We start from the raw sequence: 24,656 nt of genomic DNA, 5'->3' as shown, positions 1-24,656 counted from the left end.
GACGGTGGGTTCGGCGATCCGACTCCCGCCGCCCGGACCGAAAACATCGGCAGCGCTGCCTTCGAGCTGGGCCTTCCACGATGTGATCTGATTGGGGTGAACGTCGAACTGCTCCGCCAGTTGCGCCAGCGTGCGGTCACCCTTGACGGCGGCAAGTGCCACCTTCGCCTTGAAAGCCGGAGTGTGGTTCCGCCGTGCTCGTCTGCTCATCGTCTCTCCTGATTCGCGGGTCAATCTTGCCCGCCGTCAGGCAGAAACTCCACTTATCGCGCTGTTCAGATTTGCGGGACCAGCTCACCTGCTCGGCGACTGTCAGGATGTTCGCCGCCACGACACCCGGGCGCGCATCGACATGCGCAAGGAACGATTGTCGCCGGCCAGGGCCCACCCGCACGTCGACAAAGTGGAACGGCAAGGCCTCGATCCAGCCGCGTCCCTGCGCCCAGACATAAAACCGGCAGACCGTGCGAACCCGATCATTCACCGTCGACCGCGCGTATGGCCGCTTCGTATGCGGGCTCGGCTGCGACAGCATACGATTGCGCCAGGCCGCAATCTCCGCCTCGCTCACCGCGCGCCAGTCGAGACCAGATTGCTCCAGACTGTCGAACCAATCATGCAGGTGCTCGCAATAGGTCCGTATCGTTTCCGCCGCATGCGTGCGGCCCGGAATCGTAGCCAGCTCCATCAGCCAGGCAAACGCCGGCTCGATAATCGCCATCCGTTCCGACACCAGTATCGGAAACCCGGCTGGGATTGCGGCATACCCCATCGCCGCCTTGATGATCCGCGCCATACTGTCCTCTTTGGTCCTCGCCGTCCGAAACGGCAGAAGACACCGAGCTGGGCGCAACTCCCTGTACAGCAACAAAGAAGACAGCTTCCCGAACCGATTGTTATTAAGCGGAGCGCCTGCGGCGCACTCTTTTGTTTAGGATGCGAGGGGTTCCCCTCGCGCTCTCCCGTTCGCCACGTGGCAGGGTTGCAGGACTTCGCCTGCAACCATTTGACTAGTTTGTGGTGTCGCCGCCGCGTCAAGCGTTGTCCTCGCTACGCTGCGGGAACGCTTGACTCGGACGTCTATGTGCCCTCTTCGGAGAGCCCCATGCGTATGAACCATGACGATGACAGCCACACGACTCTAACCGGACAGTTCGAGCACAGAACCTAACAACGGCGCGCGTTGGATGTTCTCGGCAAGCGAATCGTCCTCGGCTAGAATGTCGGTCGCGGGATTGCGGACGACGCAAGGCACCGGTGCGGTCTTGGCGAGGCGTTTCTGCTTTACCAGCAGCTCCAGTGCCCGATAGCGACGGCCGCCAGCGGGAATCTCAAACATGCCGGTCTCGGCGCCTTCGGCGTCGAGGACCGGCCGGACGTTGAGGCCTTGGAGCAAGGTACGCCGGGCGATGTCCTCGGCCAGCTCCTCAATGGAGATGCCGGCCTTTACGCGCCGGACGTTTGACTGGCTGAGCACGAGCTTATTGAAGGGAATGTCGCGCGAAGACGAGAGGGTGATCTTCTGAATGGCGGTCGCCATGGATGATACTCCGCGACGGGCGGCCCAAAGACTTTCTCTGAGCCTCCAACCCGTCACGAAGCGCAGCGCCGCCCTCTTCCTCTGAGGGCAGCGCCGCAAAGCCGAAGATCAGGAAAGATGGAAAACCAGAGAGCCGGAAATGCGCCGTTCCGGACGTCTGGCTTTCCGGATATCAGGCTGCGCGGTCGAGCAGCTTCTTCGCGCGCGCCTCCAGATCGAGGCGTGCATCCTGATGGCTCTTGCCCCGCGCAACCGCAGAGATGCCTTGCACGAAATCGAACACGCTTTCGGGCTTGCGTCCTTCCTCGGCCAACACCGTCTCGATGATCCTCGCTGTCTCTGTCTTCGAGAAGCCACGCTTGCGCAGAAACTCGTTGCGATCGTCGTCGGTGCGGGCGACGATCTTTTCTCGCGCGGCCTTGATGCCGTTGACAAAGGGCATCGCCGAGGAATTGGCAAAGTTGGTCAGCGCCGGCACCGCCTCGTGCGCGAAGCGTGAGGCGGCGTATTTGGAGTGACGAATGGTGATCTCCTCGAAATCCTCGACGCCCCAGAGATTGCGGTTCTGGCAGACGGCGCGGAGATAGAAGCTCGCCATGCCGAGCGTCTTGGCACCCACCTCGGAATTCCAGCAGTAGAAGCCGCGGAAATAGAGGTCCGGCGAACCGTCGGCCAATCGGCCGGCCTCGATCGGGTTAAGGTCGTCAACCAGGAACAGGAAGACGTCGCGGTCGGATGCGTAGAGCGTCGTCGTATCCTGGCTGATGTCGACATGTGGATTATAGACGCCAGTCGACCAGTCGAGCACGCCAGGGACCTTCCAGCGCGTGTCGCCCGTGCCATTGCCGGCGATGCGCTGAACCGCCGCCACAAGTTCGTGGTCGAAGATACGGCCGTATTCGGGACCCGTAACGGCGCGAAGCTCAACGCGACCGTCTTCGATCTCGAGCGATGTGGTTTCATGAAAACCGCTTTTGCGCAATCCTCTAGCGAGGTCGATGAGTACCTGCAGATCCAGGTGCCGTCGGTGACGAAACACCATCTCGAAGTCCGGGCTGCAGAGACGCGCGAGCCGATCCGGGTCGTCGTCCTCCGTGCGCTGAAAGCGTATGGCGTGACTGTCCCCGACGAAGCAATCTCTGATCGTCGAAAGAGGCGGCCAGCATGACGGACGAGTTCACCCCACTCACCGTTCAGGACTATGTCTCGCAGGCGTTGACCACCGACCAGCGCAGCGACGGCGGATCGCTCACGTTTCCGCTGCTCGGTCTGTTTGGCGAGACCGGCAGCCTGCTCAGCGAGGTCAAGAAGAAACAGCGAGATCGAGCCTCGTATCTCGGCTATGCAAGCGCGGTCGTCGAGGAATTGGGCGACGTGCTTTGGTATCTCACGGCGTTTGCCGCGCGCGGCGGGCTGTCTCTCGGCGATATCGCTGGAAACCTGGATCGGGGTTATGCGGACTGGCAGCGTGCCGCTGATGGCCCACTTTCATTCGCTTCCCTCCAACCCCCGATAATGACTCGCCGCGCAGAGCCGACACAGGCGTTTGAGAAGACGCTGCTCCAGCTCGCGGGAGAAGTCGGCTTGCTGATGACCGATCACGAAGCTGGGCGCCTGACGAATAACCAAGCGGCCTTGGCGGGGCGCCTAGTCGCGATCATGCGAACCTTGATTCAGGCCGCGAACGAGGCGGGTGTGACGCTCGAGGCGGCGGCGGTCAAGAATTTGGGCAAAATCTTCGATCGGTGGCCTCGCGAGCGTATTTACCCAGCACCGCTCGACGAGTCCGCGGAGGCTGAAGAAAAATTGCCCCGCGACCTTTATGTCGACGTGTTTGAACGCAAAGTTCGCGGTCAGACCTATGTGTTCCAGCGCTGCAACGGCCTGAACATTGGCGATCGTCTCACCGACAACGCCATGACGGCCGATGACTACCGCTTTCACGACGTCTTTCACTACGCTTACGTGGCGGTTTTGACTTGGTCGCCCGTCATCCGCGCTCTCTTCCGTCTTAAGCGTAAGAGCGATCCCAAGATCGATGAGGCACAGGACGGAGCGCGCGCCACGCTGATCGAAGAGGGCGTCGCGACATGGATATTTGGCCAAGCCGCGGCCCTAAATCTCTTCGCCGACGTGAAGACTGGTGAGTTGCCGTTCGACATGCTCAAGCACGTCCGCCAGTTCGTCGCCGGATATGAAGCTGAGCAACTTCCGTTGTGGCTTTGGGAAGAGGCGATCTTGCAAGGCTATGCCGCCTTCCGCTTCCTGCGCGAGCATCGGCGCGGGCGTCTTCACATCGATACGAATAACCGCCGCCTCACAATCGAGAAACTATCTTGAAAACGCCGAAGTCCTTTGCCCAAGCGCTCGCCGAAACCCGCTTACCTTCGGTGTTCAATCCATACGCCGATTGTTGCTCGACTTACGACCGAGCAGATGCCGCGCGCGTCCGTCGGCGCAATCTTGTGCGCTGCCTCGACGCGGCTATAGCTGCGCACGTCGACACGATCTGGATCGCCCGCGATCTGGGCTACCGCGGAGGCCGCAGGACGGGTGTGCCGCTGACGGACGAAGTCCATTTGGCCCAAGCGGCGGCGCTCATGGGCGGGATAGAGCTGGATCGTGCAACAAGAGGCCCGATGGTCGCGGAGCGTACCGCCGCCATCGTCTGGAGCGTGCTCACCCGAATCGGCGAGCCCGCCGTGTTGTGGAACATATTCCCGCTCCACCCGCACGAGGCTGATGACCCCTTCTCGAATCGCTGCCACACTAGGGCCGAACGGGAAGCCACGTGGCCACTGCTTACGGCTCTTATTGCGATGATCAAGCCGCGCCGGATCGTGGCAATCGGCCGCGATGCGGGCATGGCGCTAAACGGCCTCGATATAACGGTCAAGATCGTCCGCCATCCGAGTTATGGCGGCCAGGCTGAGTTCATCTCAGGCGTCAATCACATCTACGGCCTCACAGCCGACGATGACGATGGCCAGACGATCGAGCTTCCCTTCCCCGACACTCAAGCCGCGAGAGGGGCTGCTGCCTGATCGAACTTTGCGATCATCGCGCTGATATCGGACCGGCTGGCGGGCTTTCCGTTGCGGCGGGGTTGGTCGATTTCGGCATGGGTGGAAATGATGGTGAGCGCGCCAACCTTGAGGCCCGCCTCATGAGCGACAAAGTCCATTAGGCGGCCAAGACCAATCAGGTTACCCAGCAGTTTTTCGATGTAGAAGTGATTGCGATACATCGCGGTCAAGGTCAGCGTCTTATTTTGTGGGCCAGGTATGACTTTGAAGCTCATGAAACTTAGGCACTGTCCGCCATAAGGCGAATTATCGACATCCCTGACCGGATCGAACAGCGACAGCTCGAACTTGTTCAGGGCCCGCACGTCCTCGTTTTTTAGGCGTTTCACGATATCCCAGAGCTGATTGGGCGCATCACCCTCGACCACCGGATATTGAATCATGCGCTCGAAATAGTAACCGGACCAGCGTTCGCTTCGCCGAACCTTCTTCAGAATATTGTCGCGAAAAATATCGAAGAAGGCAGGTGCACCATAGCGGCGATAAAGACCGGCGGGAAAAATGGTGTTCGCCACCGTCTCCACGGACTTCTCGTAGGGCGAGAGAAATTCGTCGACGACCGCGATCCGGGGGTCCGCCAGCGTCGCATGGGCGATCGGATCTGCGATATCGATGATCACGTTGTAGGCCGCATGGCCCTGCTGGCCATCAACGGCACGCACGGCTTCACGCCATGCGCTCGCGCAGTCAGGCTGCGATGGGATCGGCAGGTACATCGACCTCCTCCAATAAGGTTGCGGCCGCATAGATGCGTGGGCCAAGGAACCGCTCCGTGAGCCAGCCGTAGCCCGCATCGCCCCAGCTCGGCCCCCAACTATTACGCACCAAGACGGCACGCTGGCCGTCGACCTTCCCGTGGCCGACTGCAATGACGGCATGGCGTCGGTCAGGTTCCGGTTGCTCGCCGGGCGCCGGATCGACGACACCCTGAGTGCTCCGTTGATAGAAGGCGCGCGACAGCATCGTCAGGACAATCACAGGACGTCCTTGATCCAATTCCTGGATGACGCGGTCGATCGAGTAGGTGGCGGTCGCGCCGTTACGGCCGAAACGCTTGCCGATCTCGCGGGGCGGCGCCCATGACGCTGGCTCCGCGGGTGTTGCCGATAGATAGGGCAAACCGCTCTCTTCGGGTTGTCCGTCCTTGCGGAGCGCCTCCAGCATCGAGGACAAGAGCGCGCCGGTGTTTGGCATTCGGCCGGCGCGCTGTTGCGCCTTATAGAAGGCATATTCGCAGGACAATGGCGCCCAGCCATCACGTAGAGCCGCATGTGCATCGCTCGCCGCGAAGGCAAGGCAGGTAGGGCGCGCCCCTTGATTGCGGGCATCGCCGAAAGAAGGCCGCAGATCGACCGAAATCGTAATGTCGCTCATGCGGCCTCGAGCAGCCTCCGCCGTTCGGCGCGCGAAAGCCCTTCTTGCTCAGGACCGGTGAGGTCGACGTCCACGGCAAGGGTCGCAAGCGGCGGATCGGGATCCCATGGTCGCCGTTCGTCGAGTGCGAGCCGTCCGCGATAGGTGTCTGGTGGCGTTGCCGTCACGCGCCTGATGACAGGCCCGCCGACGCCGTCAGCGTCAATCGCCTGCAGGTCATCGCGAACGACGGCGAACCCGCTCTCCTTGAGCTGATCGATGTCCCAGAGATAGCCTCCGCCGCTGTGTTCTTCGAGCCGGAGGACAAACAGATCGTTGCGGCTCCCGTCGATGCGCACTCCTGCGTCGCGCTCGGTGAGTAGCCAGACGTCGCCGCGGTAGTCTTGCGGCTGGTAGGCCTCAAGCAGGGCAACTTTCATCTCACGCGGCTGGGTCTGAAGAAGCTCCCGGGCCTGCGTCGCCTGGATGAATCTGTGGCGGGCGAGCGTCCAGCAAGTCGCCTCATAACTCGCGCCGATCCGCAACGAGAGCTGGTAGACCGCGCTTGGTCGCCGAAAATCAGGAACGGTCCAGCCCTGGCGAGCCGCATGCCAAGCGACGAGCCAGCGCGGCATCATGAATTCGACCGCGAATGCGTCGGCCTCAACCTCCTGAAAGTCGCCGGTCGGCTGCGCTTGCAGCGGCATCCGACGCAGAATGCTTTCGTCATCGAGACTGGGCTGATGCTGTAGGCGGAAGTGGCCGAGCTCATGGGCCGCAGTGAACCGTTGGATGCTCATCGGACGCTGTGTCGTAACGAGGACGCCAGGCCCAGGATCGCTCAGATAAGCACCGAGGAGTCCTTGCAGGGGCCGCACGAGTAAGGGCAAATCGAGGGCGTGGATGGCGGCGAAGACATCGACGTTGCCGCCGGCCGCCTCGATCTGCTGACGTAGGTCAAGCTGCTGATGCAGCCGGGCCGCGGCCATCGTGCCAGCGCGAACCGCGCTCGGATAATCCGCGGCCACCATCGATCAACCTCGTGCGGCGCGCGACCGAGCACGCAGGTATTCGGCGAAGCGTCCAAGCTCGGTGCGGTCCTGCTCGGACAGGTCGGCCGCCCTGCGCGCGAGGTGGGCCACGTCGATGGGCAGGCTCGCCGCAGCGTCTTCCCCGGTAAAATAGCCCACCGGCTGACGGTACAACTTAGCAAGCCGGGCGAGTTCGATAGCCTCGACCCGGCGCTGACCGTTCTCGATATCCGTCAGGGCGGTTCGCGGGATCTTCAAATAGGTTGCGACCTCTTCCTGCTTGAGGCCTAGATACTTGCGAGCTTCACGTAGTCGATCGCCCAGGAGCCGGCGCGCCTCGTCATCGTTATCGTGATGAACTGCGAGTTCGGTCATGATTGCGCTCCTTTCTTCTTCGTCCACTCTTTCTCCAAACGGGGGAGAAGCTGGCCGAGTGCGCTGTCGACCGAAGTGTATCCGCCTGCCCGGACGACGCTTTCAGGCAACTCGAACCCGACAATCGGTTCAACTGCGCATAGGATTGAAACGACCACCAACGAGTCCACGTGAACGGATGCTTTGGCGATATCTGCCGGCGCCGTGGGCAGGGCCATGCCTCTAATCGACGCCTCGATCTTCACGGCCTCGACCAGTTCGTCGCGGAGTTTCGCCTCGACGGCGGCCAAGGGAAACGGCGCAATCTTGACGGGCGGCGGGGCGAGTGTGGTGGTTACCATCTCTGTGTCTTTCTAGGACCTGTAGCCAATATAATGTCTGGTTTTCCGACATGCAAGGGTTTTCAATATCTTCGGTCGAGGGGCATGCTCAGCGCCCGACACGATGCAGACGGAAAAGCTTATCGAAAAAATCGGCGATCCTCGATTCAGCGCCCTCGCCGACCAACTCATTTGCTCCGAATCGGTAGACTTCGTACCCAGCGAGCCGCAGCTCGCGGTCGGCCGACACCATGTCGGCATAGACCTTCAACGACGGGTGGTCGTTCTCGGAGAAATGATGCTTTCCATCCACCTCCAGCACGATGCGTTGGCGCCCCGGGAGGAGGAGCAAAAAGTCCATGCGCTGGCGCGGAAGCGGAAGGCGATGGCGCAGGGTTTTTACGACAGCGGGATCGTAGTGCAGATAGACCTGTGGCAGGAGCGCGGGTAGCGCCTCGCCGAGGGCAGATCTATAGGCCTTGAAGTAGGTGGCGAAGAGCTTGCGTTCCGCGTCTGAAGCCAAGGATTCTTGAAGGCGCGCGCCGAGACTTGCTGCATTGGCCCCAGGTGCGACGTCGCTCCACCAAGCGACGAACTCGGACCAGAGCAAGCCATTCGTGCCGATCGGCCGGTCGTAGACCAGGCAGCTCTCTTCGCCGGAGAGAATGACGATGTCGTTGTTGATGGCGTCGGCGAAACCGATTTCCGGCTTGGGTCCTCGCGAGGCGAAGATCAAATTCTTGGGCCGACCACCGACACCACGCACGAGAGGACGGAAGGCAAAGATCGAGTGACCGGAGAGTTCACTTTCCTGGGCCAGCTCGTATCCGTCACGCGCAAGGACCTTGTTGAGGGCCGTGACCATCTGCAACTGCTCTTCTCCCGTCCGGGAGAGGGGGTGAACAGCTTCTTGAGCAACGCCCCGAATCGGGCTCTGGAGCAGTCGAAGGCGCCGATTTCGCCGAACAGATATTCAACCGACCAATCACCGGAATTTCGATCCATGTGCTGAGCGATCTGATCGCGCAGGCTTCGACCGTTGGTTCCGAGGAAATCTTCAATGGGCGTGGAGAGAGGGAAATAGCGTTCCACCATCTCCACCGTGCCACGCTCGCCGGCGAGGTCATCTCCGAAGATTCGCGCGACGTCGCGCCGGGTGATGTGGGTTAGAGGCGGATCGCCCGCTTCCAGCACCTTGCGACCGGCCTCGTCGAGGGGGATATCCCCGCGCTTAGCCGCAAACTTCAAGGCCAGCCGCGCTAACTCCTCCTCGGTAAGGTTTGCGAGCGCGAGGTCGATACGCTGGCGCTTTGAGAGCCCCTCGCCGGTTGGAACGACCAGCCCAGCGATTCGTAGCGGCGCCTCGCTCAGCTCCGCGTGGGTCATCGACTGCAGCACACCGGCGATAAGGCTATGAAGGTTGGTGGACATCGAGCAGCTTGGCGGCAAGGCGCTCCTCTTCTGCGCCAAGCCTCTCCTCGCCCCGTGCCTTCCGGAGGAAGCGTGCGAGGGCGGCCTCACGAGAGTCGCGATCGAGCGCGTACGCGGACTGTTTGAATTCTTTCCCGTCGGGAGGGCCCTGGATATAGCCTCCGATCGGGTCGGCCGCCATGATCAGGGCGGTGTCGAGTGTTTGGATATATTTACCGGTGACGGAGCGCTTGGCATGACCTACCAGCGCCGCCATCTCACCTCTGTGAAGCCGAGGCGACGTCATTCTAGGACTACGTTGAAGGAGGGATACGGCCGCCGGAAAGCGGCTAGCACCCGATCGCGCGCCCGATCTAATTCGCGAGCTGCTCTGTCGGTGAGCATGAAGGTTGGACAAGCGGGATTGCCACAGCCGCAGGGCCTGATTTCGCCGGAGGACAGCAGCGTTTTGAATTGGCGGCGAAGCTGATCCAGTTCACGGACGGTCAGCTCCAGAGCGCTGCGGATCCCGGCGTCGCGAATGTGATGAAGCGACGGAAGTCGATGGATTTCGATGCCTTCGCGCGTTTGCCAGATGCCCGTGCTGAGAACGCGAATAGTGTCGTCGATTGCCTGCTGGAAAGCGGGAAGATTGCTCTCCTGATGAAACGGTGTTCGGAAAGCTGGACGATCAAACGCACGGGCGAGCATGGCCAAGGCCTGCTCGTCGTCGATATCCGGGAACTGGTCAACAAAATTACGCAGTTCCGTTTCTGTGTCGGGAAACGGAACGCCCTCGACGAGGCGCCGTAGGAGGAATTCGGCTCGAAGCCGGAGATGTTCCTCAAACTCCGGGCCGGACCAGATTGCCACTTTAGGGACACCGAGTTTCGTGGCTGCCGAGCGAACCTCGTCGCGACGTTGGGCTGAGACACGACCACGGCACACGAACTTGAAAGCGTCAGGTTTGCCGGTCGTCGCTTTGACCGCGGCTGCCATATCCTTCTCGGCCTTTGCCTGGGTCAGGCTACCGCGATTGACGCATTGAATGACAGTGCGTTCGTCCGGCTGGTCGTCGAACGGACGTGTGCCGATGATGTCGCGCCCTTGGTCGCTTCCCGTCTGGCCGAACCAAGCGAGATCAGTCCAGCCATCGCAAAGGTGATAGGCGAACACGAGGCGCTCGAACTCGGTGCCGCTGAAATCCTCGAAGTGAATCGGCCGGACCGTTCGGGTTATCGTCACCTGCCTACCTCCTGGCTCGCGGAGCTGCGGAGCGGGTTGATAATCTGAACGTCCTCGAAGTCCTTTTCATTGTCTGTGACTACGACGCAATGGTTGGCGTCTGCGATCGCAGCGATGATGGTGTCGAGCGCGCTTCTGGGGCGTCCCTTCGCCTTCCGACCAGCCATAAGACCGGCCCAGACGAGGCCAGCTTTCTCGTCAAACGGCAGGACGCGGCCGGCGAACAGCGCTTGCGGACCTTCGGGGCCGGCGAACCAGGCTTCAAGGGCGCTGCGTTTCTTGCCTTTCGGTTTCTCCAAGATGCCTCGGCGGATTTCGGCGACGGTGAGCGAGGCAATGAAGAGGTCGTCGTCCTTCTGCGCGCCCATCCAAGCCAGCAGCGAGTCTGACGGCTCCGGCTTTATGACGTTGCTGATGATATTGGTATCAAGAAGATAGCGCGTCACAGATCGACCTTACGCCCGTCTTCTCGCGGCCGGCTGAGGTCGAGATCCGCGCCGACCAGTGGAGAGCGACGCAGCGCGGCGAGAATGCCGCCCGCTTTCGGAGGCTCACCCGCCACTGCTTGCTGTATGGTCCGGCGGAGCTGCCCGGCTTCTGGACCGTCCTCCGTCAATTTCCGGGCAAGGCGCCGGAGCAGATCGCGGTCAGCGTCGAGCGCCTGGATCTCGAACCGCGCGATGCCACGCTCAGTCAGACGGGACCGATAATTCTCGAGGGCTCTCTTCTGTGCGTTGTTGCTCATCGCGCCCCTCCATGCTATATCCAGATATATAGCCATGTTATCTTTGGAGCGCAAGGCTGGTGGAATTGTCATCGGTCCCAGCAAATAGAAATGGCCTCTCCGATCCACCGGGGGGTGTCACCGTGGCAAGACGCCTTCCTTCCAAGGGAGGCGATCGCTACGATGACGGTCGATCGGTGCCCCGCCGCTACGCTGCCACCCGCCGACACCCGCTCTGATGCGCCACAAGCCATTGATTTAGAAAACGTTTTTATCTTGCTAATGCGTCGTCGCATGGCATCGTTGTCGCGAAGCGGTGTATTCCGTGCGAGGACAAGGACGCGATCGTGGCGCGACCGAGACGTACAACAGCCGAAAAACTTCGTGTGGTCGCCGACGCGGCCCGCGAACCGGCCGTGCCTGCGCCGTCGAAGCCCGATCCTCGTCTCATCAATCTGGTCCGGCTGCTGGCCCGCCAGGCCGCACGGGACTTCGTTCAAGCCGAAACAGACAGCCGGACGCGAGACCGCCTCCCGGAGTAAGGAGGTCGCCTCGTGAAGGTCGCGCTCTACGCCCGCTACTCATCGGACAATCAGCGAGACGCCTCGATCGAGGATCAGCTGCGGCTCTGCCGCCTCCATGCCGAGAAGCAAGGCTGGACCGTCGTCGACAGCTATACCGATCGCGCAATCTCCGGCGCATCGCTCCTGCGCCCCGGCATTCAAGAGCTGATCAGTGACGCGACGCGCGGCAAATTCGTCGTCGTGCTCGCAGAGGCGATGGATCGCCTGAGCCGCGATCAGGAGGATATCGCCGGACTGTTCAAACGTATGGCGTTCAGCGGAGTGCGGATCGTCACACTGTCGGAAGGTGACGTGACGCATCTGCATGTCGGGCTTAAGGGCACGATGAACGCGCTCTTCCTGAAAGACCTGGCTGACAAGACGCGCCGCGGGCTGCGCGGCCGCGTTGAGGACGGTAAGTCCGGTGGCGGGCTGTGCTTCGGCTACGACGTTGTGAAACAGTTCGCGGCGAATGGCGAGCCGATCCGTGGCGATCGGACGATCAACGAGGCGGAAGCCGTCGTCGTGCGCCGTATCTTTGCAGACTACATTGCCGGCAAGTCGTCCCGCGCGATTGCCTTTGAGTTGAATAAGGAAGGCGTGCCTGGGCCGCAGGGCGCCGAATGGGGACCCTCAACGATCCACGGCAATCCGAAGCGCGGCGTCGGCATCCTCAACAACGAACTCTATGTCGGCCGCCTCGTCTGGAACCGGCTTCGTTATCTGAAAGACCCAGATACGGGTAAGCGGGTGTCGCGTCTCAATCCTGAATCTGAGTGGGTAATTCAGGAGGTGCCGGAGATGCGCATCATCGACCAGGAAGTCTGGAATGCGGCGAAGGCCCGCCAACAATCGCTCGCCTATGAGACGTCTGAGCCTAGCGAGAATGCATTGAACGAGCGGCGGCGGCCAAAACATCTGTTTGCCGGTCTTGTGAAGTGCGGCTGCTGTGGCGGCGGTTACACTATGATCTCGAAAGATCTGCTCGGCTGCGCGACGTCGCGGAACAAAGGCACTTGCGACAACCGCTTGAATATCCGGCGCGATGCGTTGGAAGCCTCGGTGCTCAGCGGCCTCCGGACGCATCTCATGGAGCCCGAGCTCTTCAAAGAATTCTGCGACGAGTTCACCCGCGAAGTGAACCGGCTGCGGATTGAGCGCAGCGCCGACATCATCAGTCAGCGCAAAGAGTTGGAGCGCGTCCAGCGGGACTTGGATAGAGCGATCCAAGCCATCCTGGATGGTGTACCTGGCGCTCAGCTCAAGGACAAGATTGGTGGTCTTGAAGCCCGCAAGGCCGAACTGACCGAGCTGTTGGCAAATGCAGAGGAGCCACCGCCTCTTCTGCATCCGAACATGGCGGAAATCTACCGCCAGCGAATCGCCACGCTTTATGAGAGCCTGCAAAGCGAGGATGGCAAGGCCGAGGCGGCTGAGGTGTTCCGGACACTGGTCGATCAGGTAACGCTCGTACCCGACGAGGCCGAGCTGGCGATTGTGCTGCGCGGCGACCTGGCTGCGATCCTGCGGTTCACCGCCAACAAGAAAAACCCCGACGTCCTTTCGGAAGCCGGGGTTTTGGGTGCCTTGCTTTCGCAAGAATCGTTGGTTGCGGGGATAGGATTTGAACCTATGACCTTCAGGTTATGAGCCTGATCAGCGCCCGGTTCGTGCGTGCGATAGGTTCGCTGGAGCCTGCCGTCTCCAGCGTGGCCCGAGTACATCCGTCGGTGACAGAAGCATAATTCGGCGACAACGCTTCCCATGCCCGCATGATGTTGGCGGTCGTCAAGGTATCGCCGATCGGCAAGATCGCTTCGGCTCCGCCATCGATGCCAATGACGCCAGTCTGCAACGCGCCAAACGAGCCGTTAAGATAGAGTTCGCCGCCTGCGAACACCCGACCGGCCTTGGCCGCGTAGCTGGTCTGGCGGTGGTTACGGTAAAAAGTCTTTCGTCATGCAAGCTGTGTCGCGGGGGAGGGGGGCAGCCCGCCCTCGATCGGTTGGTGGTGGCGGCTCGAGGGCCGGGAAAGCGGACAATTACGATAATCACAAGCCATGACCAGCCTGTGGTCGCGTTGATTGCGGGTGCCATGCAGACGTTGGCGGGTCCTCTACAAGAGCAGGTAGGTGCCAAAGTGGACGCGCCGTCCTAGCGTCCTCCTGTTCCTCTGCCGATCACCGAGCCAGAAGCGAACACCGAGAAGCTCATACGGACAAAACCTTACGACGTGCGGAATCAGGGTGGCTGCGCATGCACACCTCGTTGACGAGCTCCGGCGCTCCGATTTTGGCGCAGATGAAGGCGACGAATGGCGGGGCGCGCGACTACGCAAAATCAATCAGCCAAGGAGCAGTCCATGGAGCGTCAACCGGTTGACGCGATCACGGCGATCAATCGGTTTGCCGGTTCGGATCCGAAGAGAGTCGCGCTGAGGCACGGCGCAGACGAACTCACATATGAGGCCCTACGATCAAGATCGGATGCCCTTGCAAAGACCTTGCGAGAGCAGGGTGCTCGCGGCGGGGTTGTCGGCTATTGGGGAGGGCGGGACCTCGACTGGGCGACGGCGGTTATCGCAATTTTGAAAGCTGGATCAATGTACCTACCGCTCGATCCTTGGCTGCCGGCTTCCCGTACATCATTCATGATCGAGCAGAGCCGCTGCGCTTTGTTGATGGGCCGAGACCGACCGGCATTGCTCAGCCTATTCCAGGAGAGCAGCAAAGCAGCTCCTCAATTCGTAGCTATAGAGGCGGCCCTGCGCCGGGGGCAGACCTCGTCTGTTGTGCCATCGCCGAACGTGGATGGACTTGCCTATATTCTGTTTACGTCTGGTTCGACGGGCCAGCCTAAGGGCGCAATGATCGAGCGCGCTGGCCTAAACAATCATTTGGCGGCAAAGATCGATGCCTTAAGTCTCACTCGGACGGATTGCGTCGCGCAAACGGCATCGCACTGCTTTGACATTTCGCTTTGGCAGCTTCTTTCAGGGCTTTGCGTCGGAGCCTCTACATCAATCATCGATGATGCGACACTGAGATCGCCGTCATCGCTCCTTCAAGCAATTCAACGATGCGGCGCTACGGTCGTCCAATTCGTTCCGTCGATGCTGGCAGTGTTTGTTGAATATCTGCAATCGCTTGCCGCGGCAGAGCGAGCCATGGATGGCTTGCGGATTATTTCTACGGTCGGAGAACCTCTAACGCCCGGATTGGCGCGTGCGTGGCTTGCCTTGTATCCCCGCGTTTCCATTCTCAATCATTACGGGCCGACCGAGTGCGCCGACGGCGTGACGCATCATCTGGTTGCCGTCCCGCCTGCGCTGGCTGAGCCTTATGTGCCGATCGGCAGGCCAATTCAAAACGTTGAGGTTTATGTCGCGGACGGACCACGGCTCTGCAATGTAGGAGAAGTCGGCGAAATCTGTGTTAGCGGCGTCGGTGTCGCTGCCGGTTACGTCAATGATCATGTCCGCACCAAGGATGCGTTTGGGCCAAACCCGTTCTCAAGCGACCTGGCCTTCCGGCGCCTATATCGGACAGGTGATCTGGGGCGCCTCCGTTCCGACGGCCTTTTGGAATGTCTCGGCCGACGGGATCGTCAGGTCAAAATTCGTGGGCACAGAATCGAGCTGGGAGAAATCGAAGCTCGTTTGTCCGCTCATCCCTTGGTGCATGGAGCAGTCGCAGTCGCCTCTGTCTGCGCAGGTGTAAAGCTTACGGCGCGAGATATCGCTCGGGCGGAGGCGCAAGCCGATTCGCGGCGGCTTTTTGCGTATGTGACGGCTCCAGCTGAACTGGCGGAAAGCGACCTTCAGAAGTTCCTTGCTGAGGCACTCCCCAGCTACATGCTTCCGGAAAGAATCATTCGCGTCAGCAGTATTCCACTGACCGGGAACGGAAAGGTCGACTTTGCAGCATTGCCTGACCCGGGGAGTGTTCGGCCCTTATTGTCAACGCCGTTCGAGGAGCCGCAATCAGACCTCGAAGTCCGGCTACGTCAAATCTGGTCCGGCATTTTGCGTATCGAGAACATAGGTGTGAATGACCAATTCATAAGCCTCGGCGGAGACTCGCTCCGCGCAATGCTTATATTGGGACAGTTGCAGACCTTGCTCGGAGTGAAAGCGGATTTCAGACTGGTCCTGAATGGCACAATTCGATCTCTTGCCGCTTCGATCGAGGCTCGGACTGAGCGCAATCCATGCACGACTTTGACGTGCCGAAAGCTAAGCCGATCACCTCTGACGCGTCTCCAGGAGCACCTTTGGTTTCTGGCACAGCTCGATCCATCTGCGCGGAACTACATCATTCAGGGCGGGCTGCGGATTAAGGGCAACATCGATCTGGCTCGGTTCAAGCGCGCCTGGACCGAGGTTATTCATTCCCACCAGGCACTTTCGGCGCGCTTTATCGACGAGAACGGTCCGGTTCAATACTTTGATGCTCCGCCATGCATCAATCTTGAATTGATCGATGCATCTCATCTCACCTCCTCCGACGCTGACGAGCTCATCGCACAGTTTCGGCGAACGGAGCTGAAAGACAATTTCGATCTCGCACAAGGCCAGTTGTTTCGCGCGCGCATGGTCCGGTTTGGTCCCGACAATCATCTCATACTGATCACCGCTCACGAAATCATCCTCGATGCCTGGTCGATTTCTGTTCTGCTCAGAGATCTTCAGCAGAGATATTTAGATGCCGCGGCGCCTTGGCCAGAGAACCGTGCGTCACTCTCGGGCTACGCGGCGTGGGAGAAACAACACGTTTCTCCACAGGCGCTGGAGAACCAACGTCACTATTGGCGTCGTCAGATTGGTGATGATCCGCCGGTGCTTTCGCTTGGAAGGGCGCGCCCGCAAACAAATTCATACCGCGGCGGCTCGCATCCAGTGCTCCTTGGCGGCGATCTCTCCAGTCGGGTAAGAGAATTCGCGCGGCAAAATAGCTGCACCACCTCGACAACACTGCTGGCGTGCTTTCAGCTGCTGCTACGAATGTATAGCGGTCAGGACGATATTGTCGTCGGCATGCCACACGCTGTACGGGACCAACCTGCCAGCGCTGACATCATTGGCTTTTTCCTGAATATGCTGCCGATCCGAGCCGCGATCGATCCCGGTCAGTCCTTTGCTGCTCATGCCAGGCGCATCCAGAGCCTGGTCAGCGATGCCATCGCAAATTCGGCCTATCCATTCGGATGGATGGTCAGGGACACCAGGTTATGTCGCGAACCGGGTCGATCACCGATCTTCCAGGTCATGTTCAACATGTACTCCGAAGCCGCCGAGCCACTTGGTCAAGACGAGTTGGCTCTGACATTCCGCGAGTACGACACAGGCTATGTCAAATTCGACTTAACACTGTACGCGCAAGATCAGGGCGATGAGATTGCGCTCCAGCTGGCGTATGCGGAAGACATATTCTCGAGTGATCTGGCTGTCCGCATGGCCAACAATCTGCGCTGTCTGATTGCCGCCTGCGTCGACAAAGCGCTTGCGCCCATTGAGGAACTGAGCTGCCTTAGCGCCGCAGACCTCACTATACTGGATTCGCTGGATGGGTCGATCCAGCGATATGAATCCGAATGTCCGCTTGCTGAAGCCTTCGAGCAGATCAGCGTCTCTAACCACGGCAAAGTAGCATATTTTGGCGAGTTCGGGGAGGTCACGTTTGGCGAGCTGCGTGAGCGCGTAGCAGCTATCCGCTCGTTACTGCGGGAGATGAAGGTGGGGGCCGGCGATCTGGTCGCCGTGCTTGTTGACCGGTCGCCGGACGTTGCCGCTGTCATGCTTGCGGCGCGAGGCTTGGATGCTGTTGTTGTGCCGATAGCGCCGGATTATCCGCATGATCGGATCCAACATATCCTGCGAGATAGTAAGGCAAAGCTCTTGGTTCACGCGAATATCACGGAGCCTGGGTTTGAGATACCTTCGATTTCTCTGTTGGCCTTAGAAACATGCAAATTGCCGAGGGATGATTTCGCGCCTAGCGACAGACCGTTAGATCAGCGAATTGCGAACCTCATATACACGTCCTCCTCCACAGGTCGGGCGAAGGGGGTTCTTATACCGGAAGCGGCCATTCTCAACCGGCTGAACTGGATGTGGCGGTGCTTTCCGTTCGATGACACCGACGTCATGGTTGTCCAGAAGTCCGCCTGCCTTGTTGCGTCCGCTTGGGAGTATTTTGGTGGGCTTCTGAGAGGTGTGCCTACGCTGATCCTCACGCAAGGACAGGTGCTAGATCCGGATCTGTTGTTGCGCAGTTTGGCAAAACATCGCGTGACACGCTTATTTGCCTCTCCGCCAGTCCTGTCCGGTCTCATTGGGTCCCAGGAACGGCAACCGCAAAGTACCGCCTTGAGATTGGTCACAAGCAGCGCCGAACCGATGCCTTCCTCGCTGCCCGCTCGCTGGCGTGAGGCTTTTCCGGGCGTACCGTTGTGGAACTTCTATGGTGCGACGGAATGTGCGTCCAATGCTGCCGTGCACGAAACATCGGACGCGGACGACAGCTCGGCGCTTGTCCCAGTGGGGCGGCCAATCGACAACGTCAAACTCTACGTGCTCGATTCACGGTTGAAGAGAGTGCCTGTTGGAGCCCCCGGCGAACTGTGCATCGCAGGCCGCTGTCTGAGCGCTGGGTACTGGCAGGATCAAGATCGGACCGACCGCCGTTTTGTGCCGAATCCGTATGATGGCGGACAATACAACGTGCTTTATCGAAGTGGGGACATCGCGCGCATCTCAACCAGCGGCCTCGTTGAGATTTGCGGCCGATCGGACAACCAGATCAAGGTGAGGGGCTTCCGCATCGAGCCGGAAGAGGTCGAAGTTGCCCTTGAGTCTCATCCGGCAATCGCAAAGGCCGCGGTCTTCGCAGAAGGCATCGATGACGATCGCCGCTTGACGGCGAGCGTGGTGCCCGCTCGCAAGAATCTCAGCTCCGGAGAGATTCTTGCCCATCTGCGCGACAGGTTGCCATCCGCCATGGTTCCCGCAGCCTTCAGGTTGGTTGACAGTGTTCCCCTGACGGTGAGCGGAAAGATAGACCGTATTCGCCTATCCTCCGTTCCATACCGCGAGATAGAAACCAGTCCATCTGCCGAGCCTCGCACCAGGAACGAGCGAGTTCTTGCTCGAATCTGGGAGGATCTATTAGGCGCCAAGGGGGTGGGAGTTGACAGCAGCTTCTTTGATATCGGCGGCGATTCTCTTCTGAGCGTGCGTTGCGTCACCCTGGCGTGCAAAGCCGGGCTGAATCTCACCGTCAACCAACTTTATCGAACGCCGACCATCAGGGAGTTGGCGGCCGGGGAAGCGGAGGCGGCACCCCACAACGTCGCTTCCGCGGACAGCTTGCTGCCTGTGCCCCCCATTATATCGTTTTGGAATTCTCTTCTCGGCTTTGACGAGCATTTTAACATCGGCGATCTGTTCTTCTTGCGCGGTGGCATTCTGAACATCAAGATCCTGAACCGCGCTCTTGCCCATGTCATCGAGAAGCACGAAGGCCTCAGGCTGCGCGTTGCCCGAACCAAAGGTGGACTTCGGCTGGGGATTGGGCCTTGTCCGACCGAGCGCATCGTGGAGGAGATCGATCTTGTCCGGATGAGCGGCCCAGACCAGCGCAGGACAATCGAGATCGTCTCGGCAAAACGTCAACACATGTTCCGGTTTGACGGTCACACGCCTCTTGTTCACGTCGCGGCCTTCCGTACTTCGGAAAGCGGCGATTACTATCTGCTGGTGCTGATGCATCATTTCGTAGCGGATGGAATGGGCTATCGGCTGTTCCTGGAAGCATTGGAGGGCGCATACCACGCTCTTGCTGCAGGCCATGATGTGAATGGCCCTGAGACTGTACAAAGGCTCTCTTCCTGGTTGAAGCGCCTCGAGCATTACGCGGACAGCGAAGCACCAGACGAACTCAAGTACTGGGAGGATATTGACTACGATCAATTCGACTTACGTGTCAGCGACGCCTCATCGCGCGACACGAGTGTTGCCGAAGGAAGCGCGAGAGAGATTCACGATGCAAGTCTCGGAGGTCGTCGGGTGGATGCGAACGGCCGTTCGCGGGTAGATCGGGCCAAGTACCATCTTGAGATCGACGGGGAAGCGACAGCGGGTCTCCTTAGTATTGGAGCCAGATCAGCGCATTGTCAGGACTTTGATGTGTTTCTTGCTGCCCTGTCCGGTGCGTGTGGTGCCCTGTTCGGCAACTATTCGCTCTGGATTGATAGCCTGACCTCGGCACGAGGTCGGCTGTTTGACGACTTCGATCCATCTCAGATCATCGGCCTTATCAGCGAGCTCGTTCCGCTTCCATTGAAGCTCACCGGAAGAGAGTCGCGTTCCGACCGCGCTCGTCTAGTATACCGGCAGCGCAATGCGCTGCCGCGTGGGGGAATAGGTTTTCGGGCCCTGAAATTCCTAAACCGAGATCCAGCCTTGCGGTGTCGGCTCGATCGCCTGCCACTTCCCAGAATTGGGGTGAATTATCGCGCCGGTTTGCAGCGCCATTTCGCGCGCCGTTTTCTAGACACAGACCCTTGTCCGCTTTCGATCGGCGAACACATGCATCAAGCTGCGGCGATCCACCTCTTCTGGTTCGAGGTCGGATATCAATCCGGTCGTCTACAGATCGACGCCACTTATGATCCGAGCATGGTCGATTATGAGGCGACCCGCCATCTTTGCACGGTCTTGCAACAGGAGCTGATGCAGACGATCAATGAATTCGTAGAGAAGACGGCGTGAATCATGGATAAGCGCAATGCGGAGCTCGTCGTCAAAAGCAATCGCGATGCGATGCCGAAAAAAAACCGGCACATCGATCTATCGGACCAGAATCTCCCAAGCCTTCTCCTGCGGCTCGCCATTCCATCCGTTATCGGCTTGTCGATCAACGCAGTACAGCAGCTCCTTAACGCGATCTTTGTTGGCTCACTCGGCGCGCAGGCGATTGCAGCCGTCAGCATGACGATGCCGCTCATTGTCGTGCTCGCGGCCGTGGGAGAGGGGATCGGTGTGGGTACTGCCTCCTTCATATCTCGTCATCTTGGTGCTGGTAATGAGTTAGAGGCATGCCGAGGTGCTAGTACGGCGCTCGCGCTCGCCGCTCCCATCGGGGTGATTATGACCATCGCCCTGTTGGTGACCCTGCGAGACATCTTCGTCGCACTCGGGGCAACCCCAACCATCCTGCCCATCGCGCTCGACTACGCCACGATCCTCTTGCCGGGATCTACTTTGATGCTCCTAAACATCGTCAGTGGCTTCATCGTAAGAGCTGAAGGCAATACACGATATAGTATGTGGACGATGCTGACCGCTTTCACATTGAACGCCTTGCTTGATCCTATTTTCATTTGCTTGCTAGGCTTGGGTGTGCAAGGCGCAGCCTCAGCGACACTGATATCACAGATCGCCGCTATAAGCCTCTACATCGCGTATTTTACCGAGCGGCTCGGCACTGTGCTCGTCAGCATATCTCAGGTCTCGTTGCGGGTAGATCGTATCAGACAGCTGGCGCTCATTGGGGCGCCGGCGATGACGACAAGTATCTTAGCCGCTCTTGCCGGTATGTTCCTGTACAGAGCTGCTGCGCGGTTCGGTGATGATTTCATCGCGGCGGTGGGAATAGCTGTAAGAATTTTGACGATCGGCGCGCTGCCTATCACCGGCTTCTGCATCGGCTCTCAAGCTGTCCTGGGGTTCGGTTGGGGCGCGCGCGACTTTGCCCGGGTAATGAAGGTCGCGAAGTTTATGATCTCTATCACCGTTACGCTTTCCGTTGCGTATTCCGCAGCCGTTATCGTTTTCGCCCGGCCGTTGGTCGGGTTGTTCAGCGATAGCGATGATGTCACAGAAATTGCCGTCTCGAGCTCCATCGTCTTTCACCTGTTTTTTGGATTTTACGGTATTCAGAGTTTCGTGACGACAATGCTTCAGTCGATGGGGAGAGCGCGCCTTAGCGCGGTGGTCTCTTTCGCCAGGCAGGGGTATCTCTTCATACCGGCCGTACTCCTATTCCCTGTTATATCGGGGTTCAGTGGATTGTTGGTCAGTCAAGCCGTTGCTGAGCTCGGCGCTGGAATGATCGCGCTATTCGTCATGTTGCGCCTGTTCGCTGAGTTCAGGCGAGGGGAATTAGCGCATTCCGCCAGGAATCGAGAGTGCTCCTTGGTCTCATCAGGCATCATCCCGACCAAGTGATACAATCCAAAGCGAGCGCGGCGTGCGATCGTGGTGCCTGGATTGGCGGCAAGGTCAGCCCTTCAAAGATCCAATGTGCGATCAGCGAACGAGCAGAGTACGCTTGATGCTGTTACTCAAGCGCGTCTTGACGGCTTATCTGGATTGGTCATTTCGCTAACAAGCTCTTGATCTCCGCGACAGCGGCATCGCATGTAGTGATGCTTTTACGGGCATTAAGCGATTTGGAGCCACTGGCGGCTTCGTTGCTTCATTGCGCGGTAGGCGCGAGAGCTCTTGTGAGAATTTACCGTGTCATTGTGAAGCTCGAGACATCCTTAGCATCTCTACTTGCGGTGCCGCTTCCGCTGACGTCACGATCGTGGGGCATTCTCCTCCTCTACGAAGGGGCGATCATTGATGCTGAAGATGGCGTCAACGAAGTGCCGGCCTCAGTCAGTGCGAAACCTTGAAGCGGCCGTTGCACACGCAGAAAAAACTGGCAGTAATCCAGCGATCGGCGGCTGAAAAGCGCGTTCTTGACCTCTCTGGAAGCTACTCGTGGTCGCTCCAAACTTCGCGAGCATTGCGCGGCATCGATCTTAGGATCGCTCTTCTATCTTCAACTGCAAATTTTCGTACGGCCTCAGCATGGAAAATTGCTAGGAGGAAGTTTACCGCTGCTGTCATCTTGCGGAGACACGAAAGCTCGGCCGCGGCTGTCTGGTCGTCGTATTGAAGTTTCTTGAGCGCCGTTCGCATCTCGAGGTCTCGAACGCTGCGTCCATGCACTCCGCCGGAGAGATCCTTGTACAAGCTAATCAGTTGCTCGATTGCAGCAACTTTGCGTTCTGTCTTAACATATTCAGGGTGGCGCTTCGCGTAACTTGCCAATTCGTCAAAAGGCAGAAACCACTTTTTGTCGCTATTCATGTAGCCGAATTCAATTGGATGGTCTGCGAAGTAAATGTGTCGAAGGACATTTTCAATGATCCCTCGGATGAGCAATTTTGCTGTTTTGCTGTAGCCCATCATGATTTGAGGCAAGATCTGCAACGCATCTGAAGCAATTTCTTCAATAAAAACCTTCGAGTGCTCCGGAAGTCCTTTCAGCCTAAAGCGCCACAAGATGAGACTGTATGTCAATTCGTGAATATGCCGGGCATTTACGAGCAATGTTGCAGAGGGGGAGTGGCTCACGATCTGCTTTTGCTTAAGATAAGCGACAACGTCCTCGAAATCGCCGGCGATGACGTTGATAGGGCCCTTCGCCATCTACAGCTCCAGACCTTTGATTATTCTCTCCCATCTGGACAAGAAGCTTGCGCGATCACCTCGCGCGGGAGGCCGGCTGTTTATGTGTGCGAGCGCTTCTCGCATCGATTGCTCTAGAGCGCGCTGTGCACGTGGATCGCTTTTTTCAACGTACTCAACAATCCGGGCGGCGATGTCGCTACGCGCCATCTTTTCGAAGCTATATGACCGCATATCCGGGAGCACGCGGGCTGCAAACCGGGCCAGGTCTGAGTTGCGAGGGAAGAACTTCTTCTCCCGCAGCAAATCAAACAGATGCATCTGCGCGATGCGGCTGTGCTTGAACGAAAGCGGGGACGCTGACCGTTCGCCGGCTCCTGTCTCTGCCCTCCGGGCAAGGTGCAAATATTCTTCGATGATCCGCGACAACGACGGGTTTTGATCTCTTGAGAGGCTCCGAAATTCTCGCAGGTCGTCGATCGTATAGTTCGCGGGAACATCGAGAATTTTACGTTGAAAATCGAGCCAAGCCTTATGTCTGTTCCGCGGTGCCACTCACTTCTCCGTTCTGCGGACAAACTCGGCGGTTATGTCCAGCACTTGCATTCGCAGTTTTGAGGACGCTTTCTTATACAAAAACACCGGTTGGTGCTCAGTAACAGATTTCGAAACATTGGTTGAGTGGCTTAAGTAATCCATGAAGACGTCGCCCTTCCGCTCTCGGCGGATTTGATCCATGACGGATTTCATAGCTTGAGGGACGTTGCCGGTCACCATCGTGAAAACCATGCCGACTTGCGCCAGCTTGATGCCATTGTCGTCGGTGAAGTCCTCGATATACCGCTCAAGCAGAGGGAGCCCGACGACAGACAGCCAATCTGGCTTTAGCGGAACAAGGTATTTGTCACTGGCGAGCATGGCAGCCTGTGTGAAAAGGAAATTGTCGGAGGGCAGTCGATAATTACGTAGTCATACCTCGACGCTCTCTCTTTCAAATAAGCCTTCAGTCGCTTCTCGGCGCCGCGCGGCGTCATTTCGGCTTCAATGATTGAGAGGTGGTTGGGCAACAAATCGAGACGTCCTCCCTTTCCGTGTTTTCCCGTGAAGATCTCGACTGTACAATCCGCGAGATTCATTTTTGCTTTGCTGATCGGTTTCGCAAGACCGGTTGTGGTGCTTACGTTGCCCGGGGCCGCGGTATGAAAATGTCCTTCAGTGTTCCTTTGTTGGCCTTTATGTGGGCGAGGTAATGTATCCCTCCATTGAGGGCCGCCTTGTTTGACGGGCGCGATGGCTGCAGGTCCTAGGGGTAATCCTAGGAGAAGCGCTATGACGATTTCGAGGGCGGAGGTGATCACATCGGTCGAGCGGCGGCGCCGGTGGTCGCAAGACGAGAAGGAGCGGCTTGTTGCGGCGTCGCTCGCGCCCGGCGCCAGCGTTTCCGAGGTAGCTCGCCTGGCCGGACTTCATGTGAGCCAGCTGTTCAGGTGGCGCAAGGAGCTTTGCAGGCACGGCGAAGCGAGCATAGCTCCGTTTGTTCCGGTCGAG

The 24,656-nt window shown here is 59.0% G+C and carries 21 protein-coding genes, 1 tRNA gene and 4 pseudogenes; 7 read left to right on the top strand and 19 right to left on the bottom strand.

The window, feature by feature from the left end:
- From E4K64_RS37250 to E4K64_RS37235, 4 genes and pseudogenes are all read right to left on the bottom strand, one after another.
- On the bottom strand, positions 1-210 hold a 210-nt coding region (locus tag E4K64_RS37250), incomplete at its 3' end, for a transposase (protein ID WP_135162981.1).
- Positions 137-796 carry a site-specific integrase gene (locus E4K64_RS37245; protein WP_235884926.1) on the bottom strand — a complete coding sequence of 220 codons (660 nt, stop codon included), beginning with the start codon at positions 794-796 and terminating at the stop codon, positions 137-139. The genes E4K64_RS37245 and E4K64_RS37250, both read right to left, overlap by 74 nt.
- A gap of 375 nt (positions 797-1,171) precedes the next feature.
- Positions 1,172-1,540 (bottom strand): annotated as a pseudogene (locus tag E4K64_RS37240) (ParB/Srx family N-terminal domain-containing protein); the annotation flags it as partial.
- Positions 1,541-1,712: 172 nt separating this feature from the next.
- A pseudogene (locus E4K64_RS37235) lies at positions 1,713-2,489 on the bottom strand (DUF932 domain-containing protein); the annotation flags it as partial.
- Here E4K64_RS37235 and E4K64_RS37230 point away from each other — a divergent pair.
- From E4K64_RS37230 to E4K64_RS37220, 3 genes are read left to right on the top strand one after another with little or no spacing between them, the layout of a single operon-like run.
- A complete protein-coding gene (locus tag E4K64_RS37230; RefSeq protein WP_235884927.1) occupies positions 2,418-2,708 on the top strand; it encodes a hypothetical protein in 291 nt (96 codons plus the stop codon). The pseudogene E4K64_RS37235 and the gene E4K64_RS37230 overlap by 72 nt on opposite strands.
- Positions 2,705-3,880 (top strand): nucleoside triphosphate pyrophosphohydrolase family protein, encoded by a 1,176-nt coding sequence (locus E4K64_RS37225; RefSeq protein ID WP_126261418.1) that lies wholly within the window; start codon positions 2,705-2,707, stop codon positions 3,878-3,880. The genes E4K64_RS37230 and E4K64_RS37225 overlap by 4 nt, the downstream gene beginning before the upstream one ends.
- Positions 3,877-4,584, top strand: a complete 708-nt coding sequence (locus tag E4K64_RS37220) for a uracil-DNA glycosylase (RefSeq protein ID WP_126261417.1) — start codon at positions 3,877-3,879, stop codon at positions 4,582-4,584. Before E4K64_RS37225 ends, E4K64_RS37220 begins: the two co-directional genes overlap by 4 nt.
- On the opposite strand, the gene E4K64_RS37215 is transcribed toward E4K64_RS37220, so the two are convergent.
- From E4K64_RS37215 to E4K64_RS37170, 10 genes and pseudogenes are all read right to left on the bottom strand, one after another.
- Positions 4,557-5,342: a hypothetical protein gene (locus E4K64_RS37215; protein WP_126261416.1), complete on the bottom strand. Its 786-nt coding sequence runs from the start codon at positions 5,340-5,342 to the stop codon at positions 4,557-4,559. The genes E4K64_RS37220 and E4K64_RS37215 overlap by 28 nt on opposite strands.
- Positions 5,314-6,000 (bottom strand): C1 family peptidase, encoded by a 687-nt coding sequence (locus E4K64_RS37210; protein WP_126261415.1) that lies wholly within the window; start codon positions 5,998-6,000, stop codon positions 5,314-5,316. The genes E4K64_RS37215 and E4K64_RS37210 overlap by 29 nt, the downstream gene beginning before the upstream one ends.
- Positions 5,997-7,010: an ImmA/IrrE family metallo-endopeptidase gene (locus E4K64_RS37205; protein WP_126261414.1), complete on the bottom strand. Its 1,014-nt coding sequence runs from the start codon at positions 7,008-7,010 to the stop codon at positions 5,997-5,999. The genes E4K64_RS37210 and E4K64_RS37205 overlap by 4 nt, the downstream gene beginning before the upstream one ends.
- Positions 7,011-7,013: 3 nt before the next feature.
- A complete protein-coding gene (locus E4K64_RS37200; RefSeq protein ID WP_126261413.1) occupies positions 7,014-7,385 on the bottom strand; it encodes a helix-turn-helix domain-containing protein in 372 nt (123 codons plus the stop codon).
- Entirely contained in the window at positions 7,382-7,726 is a 345-nt protein-coding gene (locus tag E4K64_RS37195) for a hypothetical protein (RefSeq protein WP_126261412.1), read from the bottom strand. Before E4K64_RS37195 ends, E4K64_RS37200 begins: the two co-directional genes overlap by 4 nt.
- 88 nt (positions 7,727-7,814) lie before the next feature.
- Positions 7,815-9,091 (bottom strand): annotated as a pseudogene (locus E4K64_RS37190) (AbiJ-related protein).
- Between the two features lie 25 nt (positions 9,092-9,116).
- Positions 9,117-9,412, bottom strand: a pseudogene (locus E4K64_RS37185) (integrase); the annotation flags it as partial.
- 6 nt (positions 9,413-9,418) lie between these two features.
- Entirely contained in the window at positions 9,419-10,360 is a 942-nt protein-coding gene (locus E4K64_RS37180; protein ID WP_126261411.1) for a restriction endonuclease, read from the bottom strand.
- Entirely contained in the window at positions 10,357-10,806 is a 450-nt protein-coding gene (locus E4K64_RS37175; RefSeq protein ID WP_126261410.1) for a PIN domain-containing protein, read from the bottom strand. The genes E4K64_RS37180 and E4K64_RS37175 overlap by 4 nt, the downstream gene beginning before the upstream one ends.
- Positions 10,803-11,105 (bottom strand): hypothetical protein, encoded by a 303-nt coding sequence (locus E4K64_RS37170; protein WP_126261409.1) that lies wholly within the window; start codon positions 11,103-11,105, stop codon positions 10,803-10,805. The genes E4K64_RS37175 and E4K64_RS37170 overlap by 4 nt, the downstream gene beginning before the upstream one ends.
- A 533-nt stretch (positions 11,106-11,638) precedes the next feature.
- On the opposite strand from E4K64_RS37170, the gene E4K64_RS37160 reads away from it, so the two are divergent.
- Positions 11,639-13,297 (top strand): recombinase family protein, encoded by a 1,659-nt coding sequence (locus tag E4K64_RS37160; protein ID WP_126261430.1) that lies wholly within the window; start codon positions 11,639-11,641, stop codon positions 13,295-13,297.
- Here E4K64_RS37160 and E4K64_RS37155 read toward each other — a convergent pair.
- Positions 13,254-13,357, bottom strand: a tRNA-Met gene (locus E4K64_RS37155). The genes E4K64_RS37160 and E4K64_RS37155 overlap by 44 nt on opposite strands.
- A 652-nt stretch (positions 13,358-14,009) precedes the next feature.
- Between E4K64_RS37155 and E4K64_RS37150 the strand changes: the two genes are divergently transcribed.
- Positions 14,010-20,417: a non-ribosomal peptide synthetase gene (locus E4K64_RS37150; RefSeq protein ID WP_235884925.1), complete on the top strand. Its 6,408-nt coding sequence runs from the start codon at positions 14,010-14,012 to the stop codon at positions 20,415-20,417.
- Between the two features lie 3 nt (positions 20,418-20,420).
- The gene (locus E4K64_RS37145; RefSeq protein WP_135167520.1) at positions 20,421-21,875 is read left to right on the top strand and encodes an MATE family efflux transporter; all 1,455 of its coding nucleotides are present in this window, start codon (positions 20,421-20,423) and stop codon (positions 21,873-21,875) included.
- 534 nt (positions 21,876-22,409) lie between these two features.
- Here the strand turns inward: E4K64_RS37145 and E4K64_RS37140 are convergent.
- From E4K64_RS37140 to E4K64_RS41995, 4 genes are read right to left on the bottom strand one after another with little or no spacing between them, the layout of a single operon-like run.
- A complete protein-coding gene (locus E4K64_RS37140; protein WP_126261405.1) occupies positions 22,410-23,129 on the bottom strand; it encodes a hypothetical protein in 720 nt (239 codons plus the stop codon).
- Positions 23,130-23,663: a hypothetical protein gene (locus E4K64_RS37135; protein WP_126261404.1), complete on the bottom strand. Its 534-nt coding sequence runs from the start codon at positions 23,661-23,663 to the stop codon at positions 23,130-23,132.
- The gene (locus tag E4K64_RS37130) at positions 23,664-24,026 is read right to left on the bottom strand and encodes a ParA family protein (protein ID WP_126261403.1); all 363 of its coding nucleotides are present in this window, start codon (positions 24,024-24,026) and stop codon (positions 23,664-23,666) included.
- Entirely contained in the window at positions 23,993-24,244 is a 252-nt protein-coding gene (locus E4K64_RS41995) for a ParA family protein (RefSeq protein WP_126261402.1), read from the bottom strand. The genes E4K64_RS37130 and E4K64_RS41995 overlap by 34 nt, the downstream gene beginning before the upstream one ends.
- A gap of 193 nt (positions 24,245-24,437) precedes the next feature.
- Here E4K64_RS41995 and E4K64_RS37120 point away from each other — a divergent pair.
- Positions 24,438-24,656 (top strand): transposase (locus E4K64_RS37120; protein ID WP_167767822.1); only part of this gene is annotated, 219 nt, incomplete at its 3' end.

Source organism: Bradyrhizobium frederickii, from assembly GCF_004570865.1.
Lineage (GTDB): Bacteria > Pseudomonadota > Alphaproteobacteria > Rhizobiales > Xanthobacteraceae > Bradyrhizobium > Bradyrhizobium frederickii.
The sequence above is the reverse complement of the archived record's forward strand: the minus strand, read 5'-3'. Positions and strand labels throughout refer to the sequence as shown.

Excerpts from the sequence above, each read along its gene's own strand:
- E4K64_RS37245 (WP_235884926.1), bottom strand. The coding sequence starts at position 796 with ATGGCGCGGATCATCAAGGCGGCGATGGGGTATGCCGCAATCCCAGCC.
- E4K64_RS37225 (WP_126261418.1), top strand. The coding sequence starts at position 2,705 with ATGACGGACGAGTTCACCCCACTCACCGTTCAGGACTATGTCTCGCAG.
- E4K64_RS37215 (WP_126261416.1), bottom strand. The coding sequence starts at position 5,342 with ATGTACCTGCCGATCCCATCGCAGCCTGACTGCGCGAGCGCATGGCGT.
- E4K64_RS37210 (WP_126261415.1), bottom strand. The coding sequence starts at position 6,000 with ATGAGCGACATTACGATTTCGGTCGATCTGCGGCCTTCTTTCGGCGAT.
- E4K64_RS37205 (WP_126261414.1), bottom strand. The coding sequence starts at position 7,010 with ATGGTGGCCGCGGATTATCCGAGCGCGGTTCGCGCTGGCACGATGGCC.
- E4K64_RS37200 (WP_126261413.1), bottom strand. The coding sequence starts at position 7,385 with ATGACCGAACTCGCAGTTCATCACGATAACGATGACGAGGCGCGCCGG.
- E4K64_RS37195 (WP_126261412.1), bottom strand. The coding sequence starts at position 7,726 with ATGGTAACCACCACACTCGCCCCGCCGCCCGTCAAGATTGCGCCGTTT.
- E4K64_RS37170 (WP_126261409.1), bottom strand. The coding sequence starts at position 11,105 with ATGAGCAACAACGCACAGAAGAGAGCCCTCGAGAATTATCGGTCCCGT.
- E4K64_RS37150 (WP_235884925.1), top strand. The coding sequence starts at position 14,010 with ATGGAGCGTCAACCGGTTGACGCGATCACGGCGATCAATCGGTTTGCC.
- E4K64_RS37145 (WP_135167520.1), top strand. The coding sequence starts at position 20,421 with ATGGATAAGCGCAATGCGGAGCTCGTCGTCAAAAGCAATCGCGATGCG.
- E4K64_RS37140 (WP_126261405.1), bottom strand. The coding sequence starts at position 23,129 with ATGGCGAAGGGCCCTATCAACGTCATCGCCGGCGATTTCGAGGACGTT.
- E4K64_RS37130 (WP_126261403.1), bottom strand. The coding sequence starts at position 24,026 with ATGCTCGCCAGTGACAAATACCTTGTTCCGCTAAAGCCAGATTGGCTG.
- E4K64_RS41995 (WP_126261402.1), bottom strand. The coding sequence starts at position 24,244 with ATGAATCTCGCGGATTGTACAGTCGAGATCTTCACGGGAAAACACGGA.